At 59.2% G+C, this 16,011-nt stretch carries 12 protein-coding genes; 6 read left to right on the top strand and 6 right to left on the bottom strand.

Going from position 1 to position 16,011, the window contains the following annotated elements:
• Positions 1 to 2: 2 nt before the first annotated feature.
• Complete coding sequence (locus JOE09_RS17215; RefSeq protein WP_205066605.1) at positions 3 to 788, bottom strand: ABC transporter substrate-binding protein; 786 nt, start codon at positions 786 to 788, stop codon at positions 3 to 5.
• Between the two features lie 227 nt (positions 789 to 1,015).
• Here JOE09_RS17215 and JOE09_RS17210 point away from each other — a divergent pair, with 227 nt between their 5' ends.
• Both JOE09_RS17210 and JOE09_RS17205 read left to right on the top strand, forming a co-directional pair.
• Entirely contained in the window at positions 1,016 to 1,780 is a 765-nt protein-coding gene (locus JOE09_RS17210) for a GntR family transcriptional regulator (RefSeq protein ID WP_200562404.1), read from the top strand.
• A gap of 934 nt (positions 1,781 to 2,714) precedes the next feature.
• The gene (locus tag JOE09_RS17205; RefSeq protein ID WP_205066604.1) at positions 2,715 to 3,275 is read left to right on the top strand and encodes a sterol desaturase family protein; all 561 of its coding nucleotides are present in this window, start codon (positions 2,715 to 2,717) and stop codon (positions 3,273 to 3,275) included.
• On the opposite strand, the gene crtB is transcribed toward JOE09_RS17205, so the two are convergent.
• The 5 genes from crtB to JOE09_RS17180 are packed head-to-tail and all read right to left on the bottom strand — an operon-like array spanning position 3,214 to position 8,722.
• Complete coding sequence (gene crtB / locus JOE09_RS17200) at positions 3,214 to 4,143, bottom strand: 15-cis-phytoene synthase CrtB (RefSeq protein WP_205066603.1); 930 nt, start codon at positions 4,141 to 4,143, stop codon at positions 3,214 to 3,216. The genes JOE09_RS17205 and crtB overlap by 62 nt on opposite strands.
• Positions 4,140 to 5,618 carry a phytoene desaturase gene (locus JOE09_RS17195; protein WP_205066602.1) on the bottom strand — a complete coding sequence of 493 codons (1,479 nt, stop codon included), beginning with the start codon at positions 5,616 to 5,618 and terminating at the stop codon, positions 4,140 to 4,142. Before JOE09_RS17195 ends, crtB begins: the two co-directional genes overlap by 4 nt.
• On the bottom strand, positions 5,611 to 6,789 hold the full coding sequence (gene crtY / locus JOE09_RS17190) for a lycopene beta-cyclase CrtY (protein ID WP_205066601.1): 1,179 nt from the start codon (positions 6,787 to 6,789) through the stop codon (positions 5,611 to 5,613). The genes JOE09_RS17195 and crtY overlap by 8 nt, the downstream gene beginning before the upstream one ends.
• Entirely contained in the window at positions 6,786 to 7,814 is a 1,029-nt protein-coding gene (gene fni, locus JOE09_RS17185) for a type 2 isopentenyl-diphosphate Delta-isomerase (protein WP_205066600.1), read from the bottom strand. The genes crtY and fni overlap by 4 nt, the downstream gene beginning before the upstream one ends.
• The gene (locus JOE09_RS17180; protein WP_205066599.1) at positions 7,814 to 8,722 is read right to left on the bottom strand and encodes a polyprenyl synthetase family protein; all 909 of its coding nucleotides are present in this window, start codon (positions 8,720 to 8,722) and stop codon (positions 7,814 to 7,816) included. The genes fni and JOE09_RS17180 overlap by 1 nt, the downstream gene beginning before the upstream one ends.
• A 900-nt stretch (positions 8,723 to 9,622) precedes the next feature.
• Between JOE09_RS17180 and JOE09_RS17175 the strand changes: the two genes are divergently transcribed.
• The 4 genes from JOE09_RS17175 to JOE09_RS17160 all read left to right on the top strand — a co-directional run bounded on the left by JOE09_RS17175 (position 9,623) and on the right by JOE09_RS17160 (position 15,993).
• Complete coding sequence (locus JOE09_RS17175) at positions 9,623 to 11,716, top strand: TonB-dependent receptor (protein ID WP_105593117.1); 2,094 nt, start codon at positions 9,623 to 9,625, stop codon at positions 11,714 to 11,716.
• A 424-nt stretch (positions 11,717 to 12,140) separates the two neighbouring features.
• Positions 12,141 to 14,939 (top strand): transcriptional regulator DagR, encoded by a 2,799-nt coding sequence (dagR, locus tag JOE09_RS17170; RefSeq protein WP_205066598.1) that lies wholly within the window; start codon positions 12,141 to 12,143, stop codon positions 14,937 to 14,939.
• A gap of 138 nt (positions 14,940 to 15,077) precedes the next feature.
• Positions 15,078 to 15,494 (top strand): PTS sugar transporter subunit IIA, encoded by a 417-nt coding sequence (locus JOE09_RS17165; protein ID WP_338049369.1) that lies wholly within the window; start codon positions 15,078 to 15,080, stop codon positions 15,492 to 15,494.
• Positions 15,495 to 15,507: 13 nt separating this feature from the next.
• Complete coding sequence (locus JOE09_RS17160; protein WP_105593016.1) at positions 15,508 to 15,993, top strand: PTS sugar transporter subunit IIB; 486 nt, start codon at positions 15,508 to 15,510, stop codon at positions 15,991 to 15,993.
• Positions 15,994 to 16,011: the final 18 nt, after the last annotated feature.

Here is a 16,011-nt window from a genome sequence, read left to right as displayed (position 1 = left end):
CGTTACTCACCGTAGATGTTGAAATTAAAGTATTTTTTCGCTAAACGATCGTAAGTTCCGTTAGCGCGGATGGTATCGATAGCTTGGTTAAAACGGGCCAGCAGAACCTGATCCTTCAGGCGCAGACCGATACCGGTGCCGGGCCCGAAGATCGTATCGTCTTTGACCTGCGGCTGGATAAGCGTGAAGCTTTGCCCCTGTGGCTTGCTGAGCAGCGCTTCGGTAATCACCACCGCGTCGTCCAGCGTGCCGTCAAGGCGACCGTTGATCAGGTCGGCATACACCGATTCCGCATCCGGATAGGTAATGACTTCCACGCCCGCACTACGCCAGTATTGATTGGCGTAGGTTTCAAACACCGATCCCTGCTGCACGCCAATACGCTTTCCCTTCAGCGATTCCGCCGTGGGATGCAGCGAGCTGTTCTTCGCAGCGATCAGGAATGCCGGCGTGTTGAACAGCTTGTTGCTGAAAGCGATCGCTTTCTTACGCTCTTCGGTGATCGATAAGGACGAGAGAATCGCATCAAATTTCTTGGCCTGTAGCGCCGGGATCAGCCCGTCAAAGCTGTTCTGAACCCAGGTGCATTCCACTTTCATCTCCGCACAGATGGCATTGCCGAGATCGATATCGAAGCCAACCAGCTGACCGCTGGCGTTTTTCGATTCAAACGGCGGGAAGGTGGGATCGATGCCGAAACGGATCTGATCCGCAGCCGTTGCCGAGTGGACGCTTGCTGACAGAACGAGAGCGGCTGCCAGTACTGCGATAGTTGTTTTTATTCTCATAGCTGTTCCCCTGGTGTTGCATTTATACCAAAAAACATACCATGAGTATTGATATACGCTTTTAGTGCTTTATATAGCAACAATTATTGTTGATTAAATACCAAAAAAATCCGGATGGTATGTTATTATTTGTGCAACTTATCGCTTCAAATAAACACATTTAGTTCACTAAAACAATATCTTGATATTCAACCTGTTTCATTTTCAACATCAGAGCTAAACAGACCATGAGTACATCTGAAAAGCAGACCAGGAAGCCCAGAAAAAGCTATCTTGAGGCACGTAAACGGCTGCTGGAGATCCTCCATTCCCCCGATTTCAACAGCGGCGATCAGATCCCCGCCGAACGCGAGCTGTGTGAGCTACTGTCCCTCAGCCGGATGACCGTGCGCAAACTGCTGGCAGAGCTGGTTGAGGAAGGTGTGCTGGAGCGACGGGGCAATCAGGGCACCTGGCTGCTGGATACCCCCATTGAACGACCGCTACAGCCCGCATTGGGGATCGGTAAGATCCTGGAGCTTAACGGTGCCGTTCCCAGCAGCCAGCTGATCTATTTCCATATATCCACCGCCAGCGCCCGTATTGCGCGCCTGCTGCACATCGCAGAGGGCGACGAAGTGGTGATGATCAAACGCCTGCGTCTGGCCGACGGGCAGCCTTTCTGTCTGGAAACCAGCTATTTACCCCGTGCGCGGGTCGTGGATCTCAGTGCCGAAATGCTGGAAGAGGCCGGATCGCTGTATCGCCTGCTGGCCGAACGCTACCAGATTCAGGATGTGTACGATGAAGGAACGCTTCGCGCTGCGGCGATGAATGAAGAGGAACATCAGCTGTTGCAGGCGAAGCCGGAGAGCCCCGCACTGGTGTATCGCGGGGTGATTTACGACAGGCAGCGTCGGCCAATTGAGTATCTGGTTTCGGTGAATCATCCGCAGCGGGTGGCTTTTCGTATTAACGGGGGATTAAATGAGGTGGATGCTCCAGCGGTTTAACGGTCGGTGAGATTCGATGTGAATCGGTGGTAACGCTGGCTGGTTGTGCCCCCGATCGGGCGTCCTCGCACCGCTGTGCGGTTCCTTCACTTTGTTTGTCAGCCGAATGGACCGGTACAGTCGCTTGTTTGCAAAGTCTGAGTTGGCGCTGGCTGGTTGTGCCCCCGGTCGGGCGTCCTCGCGCCGCTGCGCGGTTCCTTCACTTCGCTCGTCAGCCTGTCGGACCGGTACAGACGCGCGTCCTGCGCGGCTGTGCCTTTCGCCCACTTCCCTGTGGGCGAATCCTGGCTTCCTCTCTGCGTTCAGCGCTGTGGATTGCCCGCTCGGGGGCACAACCAGCCTGCTTTCTGACTTCTGTGTTGCCTGAAAAACTCATCAGCTCTTCCTTCTTTCACAATGCTGGCGAGATTCCCATATTCGCGCTAATTAGTGTTCTTCAAACAGCGAATACTTAACTAAACGGGGCACGCCCTCTGCGGCGGCCGGGCAATCCGCAGCGCTGAGGTGCAGGCTGCGGGGCCGGAGAGACCAGCAGGGATGCTGGGCTCAGGTGCAGCGCGGGCAGGACGCCCGCTCTGCGCCGATCCGCAAGACCCGAAGCCGGAACCGAAGGGACCGCGCAGCGGCGCGAGGACCGCCCGGCCGCCGCAGAGGACGTGCCCCGATCCCTAATCCCAACGCAACCCAGCAGCACAAGACCCGCAGCCGTAACCGAAGGCATCGCACAGCGACGTGAGGACCGCCCGGCCGCCGCAGAGGACGTGCCCCGATCGCCAATCTCAACGCAAACCAGCCGCAAGACCCAAATCACTAATCCCACAGCAAATAACACCGCGTACTCAGCAGCTAATCCGGCAGCCCCCCACCCCATTGCTATACTTATCAATAACCCGGAGCACATACCCTCTCAGCCCCTGGACAACAAGGAATACAAATGCTCGTGCTGTGGAACACCCTGATTGTCCTGGCGACCGTCGCCGCAATGGAAATTATCGCCGCGCTGACGCACAAATACATCATGCACGGCTGGGGATGGGGCTGGCACCTCTCACACCATGAACCGCACAGCGGCAAATTCGAAGTGAATGACCTGTATGCCGTGGTCTTTGCCGCGCTGGCCATCGCGCTGATCGCCACCGGCGCGTCGGGAGTCTGGCCACTACAGTGGATTGGTGCGGGAATGACGCTGTACGGCCTGCTCTACTTTATCGTTCACGATGGCCTGGTCCACCAGCGCTGGCCGTTTCGCTATATTCCGCGTAAGGGATACTTAAAACGCCTGTATCTGGCCCATCGGCTGCATCATGCGGTGCGGGGTAAAGAGCACTGCGTGTCGTTCGGTTTTCTCTATGCGCCGCCGGTGGCAAAGCTACAGGCGACGCTTCGCCGCCGCAATCAGCAGGCACACGCCACAACCGGAAACGAAAAAGCGGCTAGCGGGGACGCTGCCACAGATCGCGCGCACGATGCGTCGGCTTCGCGAGGCGAGAACTGAGCGCCTGTGCAGCACCCTTAATCAGCAGCCCGAGCTTCTCCGGCCGACTGGTCCCCTGACGAACATCCCAGGCGCGGGGGCCTGCCGCACTGACCTTCACGCCAATTTCGCGATAAACGCCGTGCGCAGAGGCAATCGCCCACGCGCTGCGTAAAGGCAGGCCGGGCAGACCGGCGCGGGCAGAGGCGTAGTAAGGTTCCGCTGCCGCCACCAGCCGCTGCGCCAGGCGCGCCAGTTTTTCACGATTAACCGGATCGGCGATCTGAGCGGCGATTATCCCTTCCTCAGCCAGCCACTGCGCGGGCAGATAGCAGCGCCCCACCTGCGCATCTTCCACGATATCGCGGGCGATGTTGGTCAACTGAAACGCCAGCCCCAGATCGCAGGCGCGATCCAGCACCGACTCGTCGCGCACGCCCATCACCCGCGCCATCATCAGGCCCACCACGCCCGCCACGTGATAGCAGTAGCGCAGCGTATCCTCAAACGTAACGTAGTGCGTTTCCCGCACGTCCATCGCGAAGCCTTCAAGATGTTCAAAAGCCAGACGTGGGGGAATGCCGTGGCTTAGCGCCACCTCCTGCAACGCCGCGAAGGCCGGGTCGTCCATTTTTATGCCGTCAAAGGCACGCTGCGTCTGCATTTTCAGGCAGTACAGCCGCTGCGCCGCACTGTCGCTGTCCGGTGCTGACTGATGGAAGCCCAGCACCTGGCCGTCAATCACATCATCACAGTGGCGGCACCAGGCGTAGAGCATCAGCGCGCTGCGGCGGGTCGGCGCATCGAACAGCTTCGATGCAGTGGCAAAACTCTTTGATCCTGCCGCCATCGTTTCGGTGGCGTGATCCATCAGCGTGCCGTTCGTCATTGGAGATCCTCCAGCATCAGGCGCGCGGTGGCTTTTGCCGAACCGATGACCCCGGGTATGCCCGCCCCCGGATGTGTGCCCGCACCAACCAGATAGAGGTTGCTTATCCGGCTGTCGCGGTTATGCGGCCGGAACCAGGCGCTCTGCCGCAGGATCGGTTCGATGGAAAATGCCGATCCCTGCCAGGCACCCAGCCGATCGCGGAAATCAAACGGGGTAAACATGCGGTGCGTCACCAGCTGCTCGCGCAGGCCGGGCATATAGTGCTGCTCCAGATAGGCGAAAATGCGGTCGCGCAGGCGCGGGCCTTCCACCGTCCAGTCGAGATCCGCCGTGCCGAGATGAGGCACCGGCGCTAACACGTAATAGCTGCCGCAGCCCGGCGGGGCCAGGGACGGATCGGTCACGCAGGGCGCGTGCAGATAAAGGGAAAAGTCTTCCGACAGCGTGGGGGAGTGAAAGATCTCATCGATCAGTGCCTTATAGCGCGGGCCAAAACAGACGGTGTGGTGCGCCAGCTGGCTGTGATGCTTATTCAGCCCGAAATAGAGTACAAACAGCGAGTTGCTCAAGCGCTTACGCTTCAGCGATGCGCCGCGTGCCGCGCCGATGGGGTGGTGCCCCAGAAGTTTTGCATAGGTCTGTACCACATCGGCATTTGAAGCAACCGAAGCGGCAGCAATACGCCTGCCGTCCTTCAGTTGTACCGCGCAGATGCGCTCGCCTTCCGCCTCCAGCCTGGTCACTTCGGCGTTCAGCTCCAGCGTGCCGCCGAGATCCTCAAACAGCTTCACCAGCCCCTGCACCAGCGCCCCGGTGCCGCCGCGCGCAAACCACACGCCCCATTCCCGCTCCAGCGCGTGGATCAGCGTGTAAATGGACGAGGTGGCGAAGGGATTGCCGCCGACCAGCAGCGAGTGGAAGGAGAATGCCTGCCGCAGCTGTTCGTTTTCAATAAACGCCGACACCCTGCCGTAGACGCTGCGCCACGCCTGAAGCCGTGCCAGCTGCGGCCCGGCGCGCAGCATATCGCGGAAGGATAAAAACGGTACGCTGCCCAGCTTCAGATACCCTTCTTTAAACACCGCTTTCGAGTAGGCCAGAAACTGGCGGTAGCCTTCCACATCGCGCGGGTTGAGGCGGTGGATCTGTGCTTCCAGCCTTGCCTGATCGTTGTCGTAATCGAAGACTTCACCATCTTCCCAGCAAAGCCGGTAAAACGGCGTGACCGGCAGCAGTTCGACGTAATCCTCAATGCGCTTACCGGCCAGGCTGAACAGCTCTTCGATCGCCGTCGGGTCAGTAATCACCGTCGGTCCGGCGTCAAAGGTAAATCCGTCGTCCTGATAAACATAGGCGCGGCCGCCCGGTTTATCTCGCTGCTCCAGCAGCAGCGTGGGGATACCTGCGGCCTGCAGGCGGATCGCCAGGGCAAGGCCGCCGAAGCCAGAACCGATAACGACTGTTTTATTCATCGTGAAAAACTCGCAGCCGGGGGGAGTAGTTCAGTGCGGCGCGCAGGGCTTCGCCAACCGGAACCGGTGGCTTACCTGCCAGAATCCGCACCCTGTCTTGCAGCGTTAGCTGACCCGCGTAGAAGCGGGCAATCAGTCCGTGGTTCAGTTGATAAAATCGCTGCATCACCTGCCAGCGTGCCTGCGGCGGCCCGGCGAGAAACAGCATGCGGTTAAGCAGGCGAAAGAAGCGCTGACGCCGCCACTGTGCCAGGGCGTAATCCTGAATCAGCCTGAACAACGCAGCGGCGTTCAGATCGGGGGCTGCGGCGATTAAATCCGCCAGCGCCACCGCCTGCGGCAGTGAATAACCGGTGGTGGCATGAAACAGCCCGACGCGCAGCCCGCTGCCCGGCTGCCCTGCCTGCGCCTGCCAGAATGCACGCGCATCCCCTGCCAGCGCGATTGGCAGATTGCCCTGCTCTTCCCGCTCCAATTCTTCCAGCATCCAGCCCTGACGTGCCGCGTACTGGCGGATCTGTTGCCGCGCGAGATCGCCGTTCAGCGTAGCGCGATCGATGTAGTGCGTATCTTCAATCAGCAGCCGATGTTCGGAAAGCGGCAGGGTGTAAACAAAACGGTAGCCCGCCGACTGGTCAACGGTGGCATCCATCAGTATCGGCCGGGTCAGACCGTGCGGCTGGCTCAGGCTCCACTGCTGGCCTAAAAAGGCCTGGCAGCCGACGATAAGATGGGGACCGGGCCGATAGCCGCGCCCGTCAATCACTGCCGCCGCGCTCAGCGTTTGTCCATTATCCAGCGTCACCGTTTCCGGCGTCAGACTCACGGCTCGAGCGCCGGTCCACAGACGATCGCCCAGCGCCTGACGGATCGCGATGGCAAAGCGTTCTGAGGTCACGCTGATATACTCGCCCGCCAGCGTGCGGTTCAGCGCCGGGAAGCACACGTCGTATCCCGCCCAGCGATGCGCCACCAGCGGCGCCAGCCAGCGATGCTGTTCCGGCAGCAGATCGCGCTGGTGGAAGGACCAGGTATGATTACCGCCCGGCGCTGCATCCGCTTCAATCATCAGCACGCGCAGCCCTGGCTGCAATTGACGCAGCCGCCAGGCAATCAGACCATTCGCCAGCCCGGCACCCACCAGTATCAGATCCCAGCGAGGTGCACTCATTCAGCGGGGACCAGTTTAGCCTGGCGGAGATCGCGAAGGCTGCCGCTGCCGGAGCAGAAGCAGGCTATGCGCAGTTGTTCAATCATCACCTGAAAATGGTCTACTACCGCCTCGCCGGAGACCGTTGCGCAGCTCAGTACACCTGCGGCCTGGCCGACTAAATCGGCTCCCAGGCGCAGCGCTTTCGCCGCATCTATGCCATCGGCAATACCGCCGGAAGCAATCAGCGGCACGTGCGGCAGCGCCTGATGCAGCTCTGTCAGCGCCTGCGCGGTAGGGATACCCCAGTCGGAGAAAGCCATCGCCACCGCCCGGGCCTGCGGCGATGCGGCCCGCTCTCCTTCCACCGCCGCCCAGCTGGTGCCGCCCGCGCCAGCGATATCCAGCATCGCCACACCCACGTCAACCAGCTGACGCGCCACCGGTACGGACAGCCCCGCGCCAACTTCTTTGACAATCACCGGCACCGGCAATGCTTCAACCGTATGGGCGATGGCGGCCAGCACCCCGCGCCAGTCGCGGTCACCCCCGTGCTGCAGGGCTTCCTGCAGCGGATTAAGATGGATAATCAACGCATCGGCCTCAATCATTCCGACCGCCCGCCGGGCATATTCCGTGCCGCTTTTCCCGGCGATTTGCGCCGCGCCAAGATTAGCCAGCAGCGGAATATCTGGCGCGATCTGGCGCAGTTCGCGCGTCAGCCCCCAGTCCTGTTCGCTTTCCAGTGCCACGCGCTGGGAGCCGACGCCCATCGCCAGCCCGAGCGCCTGAGCGGCCTCCGCCAGATGACGATTAATACTTTTGGCGCGCCGGGTCCCACCGGTCATCGAGCTGATCAGCAGCGGCGCTTTGAGCGTTTTGCCGAAAAGCGCGGTGTGAAGATCGATGCGATCGAGGCTCAGCTCCGGCAGCGCACAGTGCTCAAAGCGCCATCGTTCAAAACCGGTTGTACGGGTTTTCACTCTGCGCGATGGATCAAGAATGATATCGAGGTGATCGCTTTTTCGCTGGATAAGATCGCTCATTAGCACCCCGGCTGCGTGCTGCTTTTGCCAAACTGCGCCATCTGCTTGTCAAACCAGGCATGCATAAAATGCCGGGTAGAGAGGCCACGATGGCAGGCGCTGGCGATATGTTCATCCGCACTGCGCAGATGCTCACGCAGCTTCTGATGGACGGCTTCAGCCCCCAACAAGGCCACCAGCGTCGATTTGCCACTGTCCTTATTCGCGTCTTTGCCGGTGTTGCTCAGCCCGTCGGAGAGATCGTCCATCAGCTGGAATGCCTGCCCCAGATCCTGAGCGAAACAGCGCAGGCGCTGACGGGTTTGGAGTGAAGATCCGGCAACGATGGCCGCCATCTGCAATGATGCATCAAATAAACGGCTGGTTTTGAGTTCGTTGGCCAGCAGGATCGCCTCGCTGCTTCTCGCCCGGCTGCCTTCGCTGAGATCGAGATACTGGCCCTGCACCAGCCCCTGCGATCCCACCGCCAGCGACAGCTCTGCAACGGCCTGGGTTTTGCAGAGGGGGGGCAACGACTGCGCCTCCACCACCACACCAAAAGCACGACTCAACAGCGCAACGGCGGCGAGGATAGCGACGTTTTCACCGTACTGAGAGTGGATAGTCGGACGGCCGCGGCGCAGTAACGCATTGTCCATACAGGGGATATCATCCAGCATCAGCGACGCGGCATGCACCATTTCAACCGCGCAGGCGAGATCGAGCAGGCCGGGTTGCTCCACCGCACAGCCCAGATCGCGGGCGGCCAGAATCAGCAGCAGGGGGCGAACACGTTTGCCCGCTGACAGCGTGCCTTCACGCATGGCGGTAAACACCAGATCCTGCTGTTCTCCGGCGGGCAGTAGCTGATCCAGGCGGTTCTGCAGGGCTTCACGTAGCCTTTTCAGTTCGTCTTCATGATTGTTCATCGTTGCAGGCTACCCCTGACATTCACATGGCTTTATTTGCAAAGCCTAGTGCAATATCCAGAAATTTCTCAGAGGATCGGGGGATGCGACAAACTTTTACAAAAAATAGATCATATGTACAGGTTTCTGGTCGTTTTCACGCCGGGATTGAACCCTGTAGTGGCAAGACTACGGTGATAATCTGCCGGACCGGTAGGGATGCGCATTTTCGCTGTGTCGTTTGCAAGGTCTGGGATGGCGCTGGCTGGTTGTGCCCCCGATCGGGCGGTCCTCGCGCCGCTGCGCGGTTCCTTCACTTCGCTCGTCAGTCGGACGGATCGGCACAGACGCGCGTCCTGCGCGGCTGTGCCTTTCGCCCACTTCCCTGTGGGCGAATCCTGGCTTCCTCTCTGCGTTCAGCGCTGTGGATTGCCCGCTCGGGGGCACAACCAGCCTGCTTTCTGACTTTCACGTTGCCTGAAAAACCCATCAGCTCTTCCTTCTTTCACAATACTGGCGAGATTCCCACATTCGGTGCTAATTAGCGTTCTTCAAACAGCGAACACTAAACCAAACGGGGTACATCCTCTGCTGCGGCCGGGCAATCCGCAGCGCTGTGGTGTAGGCTGTGGGGCCGGAGAAACCAGCAGGGATGCTGGGCTCAGGCGCAGCGCGGGCAGGACGCCCGCTCTGCGCCGATCCGCAAGGCCCATAGCCGAAACCGAAGGCATCGCAAAGCGACGCGAGGACCGCCCGACCGCCGCAGAGGACGTGCCCCGATCGCCAATCTCAACGCACAGCCAATTTATCGCTCAAAACAGTAACGCCAATCATTATCATTCTCGTCACCGTTAAGAATCCGTTTAGAAAGTGTTTATTAATGTAACGCCGCGTCTTGCAAAATTTCCTAATGGTTCTGAAATGAAAATCAATAAAATCACGGCTGCAATCCTTTTTGCGGCATCAGTACCCGTTTTTGCCCAGGAAGGCACTCTGGTTGTCACCGCCAGCGGCTATGAACAAAAACTCACCAATGCTCCTGCCTCAATTTCCGTTGTCAGCCAGGATGAACTGACCAAAAAAAACTACAGTGATTTGGGTGAAGCACTTAGCGGTATGGAAGGTGTAGACGTACGCGGCGGAACCGGGAAAACCGGCGGGCTGGATATCTCTATACGCGGCATGCCCAGCAGCTATACGCTGATCCTCATCGACGGTATCCGACAGAATGCCAGCTCCGATACCACCCCCAACGGTTTCGGTACCCTGAATACCGCTATGATGCCGCCGCTTTCCGCTATCGATCATATCGAAGTAATCCGTGGCCCGATGTCAACGCTCTACGGCTCTGATGCCATGGGTGGCGTGATCAACATTATTACTAAGAAAAACACCGACGAATGGCACGGCGGGCTGAACCTCTCTCATTCGGTACAGGAACACAGCAAATGGGGCGACAGCTCGACCGTGGGCCTGTACACCAGCGGCGCGCTGATCCCCAATACGCTGGATCTGACCCTGCGCGGCAACTTCGAACACCGCCAGGGTTCCAGCGTTACCAGCCTCAGCGATAGCGGCAGCGACACACGCGTTCCTTACCCTACCAAAAGCAATAACTACACCGTAGGCGGGCGGCTGAACTACAAAACCAGCGATAAAAATACTCTGTGGATCGATGGTGAAACCGCCGAGCAGGAGTATGACAACAGCCACAGTCAGCTTGGCCCGATCGGCACCAGCGGCGGCGGCTATCGCGACAAACTGCACTATCAGCGCAATAAAGTGGTTATCGGCCACGACACCGACCTGTCTCTGGGCCGCTGGAGCTCCAGCCTTTCCTATGCGGTTACGGAAAACAAAGGCCGCGTACTGACCCCGCGTACGCTTTCTGCGGAGAACAGTGGCCTGAGTGGACAGGATCGCGAACTGAAGAACACCAATGCCATTTTCAATACCAGTCTCGTTGCGCCGATTGGTGACGACCACCTGCTGACCGTGGGCGGTGAATACTGGGATTCCCGCCTGAAGGACGGCATCGTGCTGGCGAACAGCGGCGAGACCTTCAAACAGAAAACCTGGTCCCTGTTTACCGAAGACGACTGGCAGATTATCGATCCGCTTTCCCTGACCTGGGGCGCGCGCTACGAGAAACACGACAGCTTCGGCGGCCACGTCAGCCCGCGCGCCTACCTGGTGTGGAACGCGCTGGACGACTGGACGGTGAAGGGCGGTGTCAGCACCGGTTATAAAGCCCCTTCCCTCGCCCAGCTACATAACGGCGTTAGCGGCGTGGCGGGCAATGGTCTGATTAGCACCCTCGGTAATCCGAACCTGAAGCCGGAATCCAGCGTTAACTACGAAACCGGGATTTACTATGAAAATGCCGACAATGTAAAAGCCAACGTCACCGGCTTTATCAGCAACTTCCGTAACGCGATTTCCAGTGAAACCATCGACGATTCGACAAACTCGTATCGTAACGTCGGTAAGGCGATTAACCAGGGGATTGAGTTCGCCTCCTCCTTCCCGGTGGTTATCCCGGAACTGACGCTGAATCTGAATTACACCTACACCGACAGCAAACAGCGCGGTGGCGATAATCCGGGCGCACCACTGACCAATACCGCACGCCATATGGCTAACGCGAAAATGTCGTGGCAGATGAGCGACGATCTGACCTCATGGATCGCGGCGGAATATCACGGCAAAACCCCGCGTTACACCACCGGCTACGGCAACCTGAGCGCGATTGAGAAAACGGTCTACGACGACCGCGGTGCCTATCTGAAGGCCTGGACGGTGGTGAACATGGGCGCAGCCTATAAAATCACCCCGGCGCTGACGGTGAACGGCTCGATCAACAACGTGCTGGATAAGGACTTCTCGAAAGTCAGTCTGTATCAGGCTGGCCGCAGCAGCACCTACGCGGGCGATTACTTCCAGACGCTGGCCTCCACCACCGGCTACGTAACGCCTGGCCGCAACTACTGGGTATCGCTGAACTACACGTTCTGAGCCAAAGAGTGAAAGACAGGCTTACCGCCCGGTAAGCCTGAACTCAAACTCTCAAGTTCTAAAACAGCGAGCAATTAGCCAAAAGGGGCACGTCCTCTGCGGCGGCCGGGCAATCCGCAGCGCTGAGGTGCAGGCAGCGGGGCCGGAGAGACCAGCAGGGATGCTGGGCTCAGGTGCAGCGCGGGCAGGACGCCCGCTCTGCGCCGATCCGCAAGACCCGCAGCCGTAACCGAAGGCATCGCGCAGCGACGTGAGGACCGCCCGACCGCCGCAGAGGACGTGCCCCACTCGCCAATCTCAACGCAACCCGGCAGCAAGACTCGCAGCAATCCCATCCCACCCCGCATCTGTAACCCTCGTCTCTTTCTCCACCCGCCGATTAGTGTATGTTCTCAATCGTCATTTATTTTTAAGCGGTAAAGAGATGAAACGGATTGAAATCATACTTGGGGAGCTGGAACGGTTAACGCAGGGACTCAGCCTGACCGATCTGGCGGAGGAAAAAGCCTGCACCGCCGAAGCGATGGGATTTAACCTCGGGCTGGCGCGCAACTCGGTGAGCAAGGACCTTAATCAGCTGTGGAATGATGGCCTGGCGATCAAAAGCCGTGGCCGTCCGGTGTTCTTTCTGCACCGCCGGGCGGCGGAAGCGCTGCTGGGCCGTTCGCTGGATGAGTCCGAGCGCGAAGTGCGATCGATCGCCGACCTGCTGCCGCGCCGGGAAAATCACGCTACCGACGATCCCTTCACCGCGCTGACTGGCTTCGATCGCAGCCTGCGCGATGCGGTGGAAAAAGGCCGTGCCGCCGTGCTCTACCCACACGGGCTGCACGTGTTGCTGACCGGCCCTTCCGGTGTGGGAAAAACCTTTTTCGCCGAGCTGATGCATCGCTTTGCCTGCAAGCACACGGCCGGAACTCCCCCGCCGCTGGTCTACTTTAACTGCGCGGAATACGCCCACAACCCGGAGCTACTCTCTTCCCATCTGTTCGGACATCGCCAGGGCGCGTTTACCGGTGCCAGCGAAAATAAAATCGGGCTGGTGGAGCAGGCGGACGGCGGCTATCTACTGCTGGATGAAGTGCATCGCCTGCCGTATGAAGGCCAGGAAAAACTGTTCTCTATCCTTGATAAGGGCGAGTATCGCCCGCTGGGAACCAGCAGCACGCCGCGCCCGATTGCCATCCGGCTGATTTGTGCCACGACCGAACCGGTCAGCTCCGCCCTGCTGCGCACCTTCCAGCGGCGAATTCAGGTCTGCATCGATCTGCCGGGCATCCGTCAGAGAACGGTTGAGGAACAGATCGAACTGATCGTTGGCTTCTTACAGCGTGAAAGCCGCAAGATCGAGCGCACCGTCAGCATTGATAAAACGCTGCTGCTCTGGCTGCTGAATAAGCCGCTGGAGGGCAATATCGGCCAGCTGAAAAGCGATATTCAGTTCCTGTGCGCGCAGGCCTGGGCGGCGGGAATGACGGAACATAACGATACGCTCCAGCTGGATAAGCAACTGGTAGAGAACCCGTTTAACGCCACGCCAGAACAGCGCCAGCTGGTGGATGGTCTGTTTGCCGGTAAGGAGCGGCTGAGCGTGGATGCGCGCACTCTGCCCGCGTTAAAAACCTCGCTGGCCAGCGGGATGGAGGCGGAAGAGAGCGATCTGTTCTACAGCTTCCTGACCCGCGAATACGTCAACCTGCGCAACAGCAACGTGCCGCCCGCGGAAACGCTGGCGATCCTGAAAAATAAGCTCAGCTCGATTTTTGAATACGGACTCTACAGCCGCGACAGTACCGCGCATCCGCCGCGCTACGGCGATCGGATCGAAGAGCGGGTCACGCTGCTGATCGGCTGCGTGGAGCAGGTGCTGGGCTTTGCCCTGCCGGAAAACCTGCTGAACCCGCTGCGCAAACACTTCCTCGCGCTGATTGGTTACGTACAGCGTGGACTGATCCCACAGCTTTATTCATCGAATCTGATCCTCGACCGCTGTAAGGATGAGTACGAGAATGCCACCCTGCTGTGCCGTAAAATCAACGAGCTGCTGCATATTCAGTGCCCGGCGACGGAAGTCGTCTGGCTGTGCCTGTTCCTTAAGGAGTGCCGCCATTACCGCCAGCGGATCGACGCCAGCCCCGACTGCGGGGTGATCCTGATTGCCCACGGCGCGACTACCGCCACCAGCATGGCGCAGTACGTGAACCGGGTGCTGGAACGCGAGCTGTTCAGCGCCATTGATATGCCGTTTGAACAGTCGGTGCACGATACGCTGGAAACGCTGACGCAGATGATTCAGGCCCGCCAGTACCGGCGGCTGATCCTGATGGTGGATATCGGTTCGCTGGTCCATTTTGGCAGCACCATCAGCAAACTGTTCCAGATCGACGTGCTGCTGATGCCAAATATCACCCTGACCAGCCTGCTGGAAGTGGGGCTGGATCTCAGCTATGAAACCAGCGATCTGCCGCAGCTGGCCCAGCTGATGCAGGATAAAGGCATTGCCAGCCAGTTCTGCACGCCGCAGCAGGAGCACGGCGGCAAGGTGCTGGCCATCTCCTGCATTACCGGCATGGGCACGGCAGAGAAAATCAAAAAGGTGCTGGAGGAAAGTTTCGGCGAGCTGATGTCGCAGGATACCCGGCTGGCGATCCTCGATTACAACGAGGTGCGCAGCCTGGAACGCGTGCAGCAGGCGCTGAAGCCCGGTGAACGGCTGGCGGGCATCGTCGGCACCTTCCAGCCTGGGCTGCCGGATATTCCTTTTATCTCGCTGGAAGAGCTGTTCTCCGAGCAGGGGCCGGAGCTGGTGCTGAGCCTGCTGACGCCGGATCTCTCCAGCGCCGAACGTCGGCTGGAAATGGAGCGCAGCGCGATGCGTTTTATCAGCGCGCTAACGATGGAAAGCATCATCAACCACATCTCGGTGCTCAATCCTCAGCGCATACTGAAGGAGATGGAGAGCGTATTTGACCATCTCACCACCGCCCTTTCGCTCAAACCGAGCCGCCAGGTGACACTGCGCTTCCTGATCCACTGCTGCTGCATGGTCGAGCGTATCGTGATTAATCGAAAACCGTTACAGATGGCGCTGGAAAACCGGCCCGATCTCGATGTCCGCGCGCTTAGTGTCATCAAAACCGCGTTTCTGCCGATTGAAGAGGCCTACGCCATTAGAATGTCCGACGCGGAATATTTTTATATCTACGAACTGCTTTACGGTTAATCCCTTATCCGGCGGGGCCCCGCGCCCCGCCGTGCCTGCCCCCTTCCCCGCGTGACACAAACTCTGGCACAGCCCTTGCTCTATGTACGTCTGTAAACGTAATTGAGCCAGGAGGCCACTTTGACTACCGCTGTCCCTATTGAACCCTTGCCCCAGATCCTGCTGCTGACCCACGGCGGCTGGGGAGAACAGCTTTGCAACAGCCTGCGCATGGTGACCGGCGAAATTCAGGGCGTGATGGAAATCGCTCTGATGCCGGTGGATACGCTCGGCGAGTTTTATCAGCGGGTGGAAGCCGTGGTGAAAGCGATGCCGCACGGCTCGCTGATCCTCACCGATTTTATCGGCGGCACCACCTCTAACGTGGCGGCGCGGCTCAGCGCGGACTACCCGGTGGCGGTGATTTGCGGGCTGAATGCCTCCCTGCTGCTGGAAGCGCTGGACCGCCGCGATGCGGGTCCGCTGACCGACTGCGTGGCCGATCTGGTCGATGCCGGGCGCAGCAGCTGCCTGGACGTGGTCGCCCACGTTCGTCAATTACAACAACCACAATAAAAAGGAACACAGCATGGCAACGATCGTTTTATGCCGCATTGACAGCCGCCTGATTCACGGCCAGGTGGTCACCAAATGGGTTGGGCAGTCCCAGGCCAACCGCATCGCCGTAGTCAGCGACGAGCTGGACGCCGATCCGTTTATGAAAAACATCTACCTGATGGCCGCACCGCCGAACATCAAAGTGGACTGCTACAGCAATCAAAGCTTTGCGGCATCGTGGAAAGAGAACCAGCTCGGCGACGGCAAAGTACTGGTGCTGTTCCCGTCGCTGGCGGCGATCCAGGATGCGGTACAGCAGGGATTTGATGTGACCAATGTGCAGGTCGGCGGGCTGGGCGGTGGACCTAACCGCAAAGCGGTCTTCCAGAACATCACCCTGGACGAGAAAGACGTCGGCATTCTGAAAGATCTGCGAGATCGCGGCGTGCAGGTGTTCTTCCAGACCATCCCGGAAGATAAGCCGCAGTCGCTGGACGATATCCTGAAAAAATTCTAACTCACTCACTGCACCCCT

It is taken from the genome of Pantoea coffeiphila, from assembly GCF_016909495.1.
Classification (GTDB): Bacteria; Pseudomonadota; Gammaproteobacteria; order Enterobacterales; family Enterobacteriaceae; genus Erwinia; species Erwinia coffeiphila.
The sequence above is the reverse complement of the archived record's forward strand: the minus strand, read 5'-3'. Positions and strand labels throughout refer to the sequence as shown.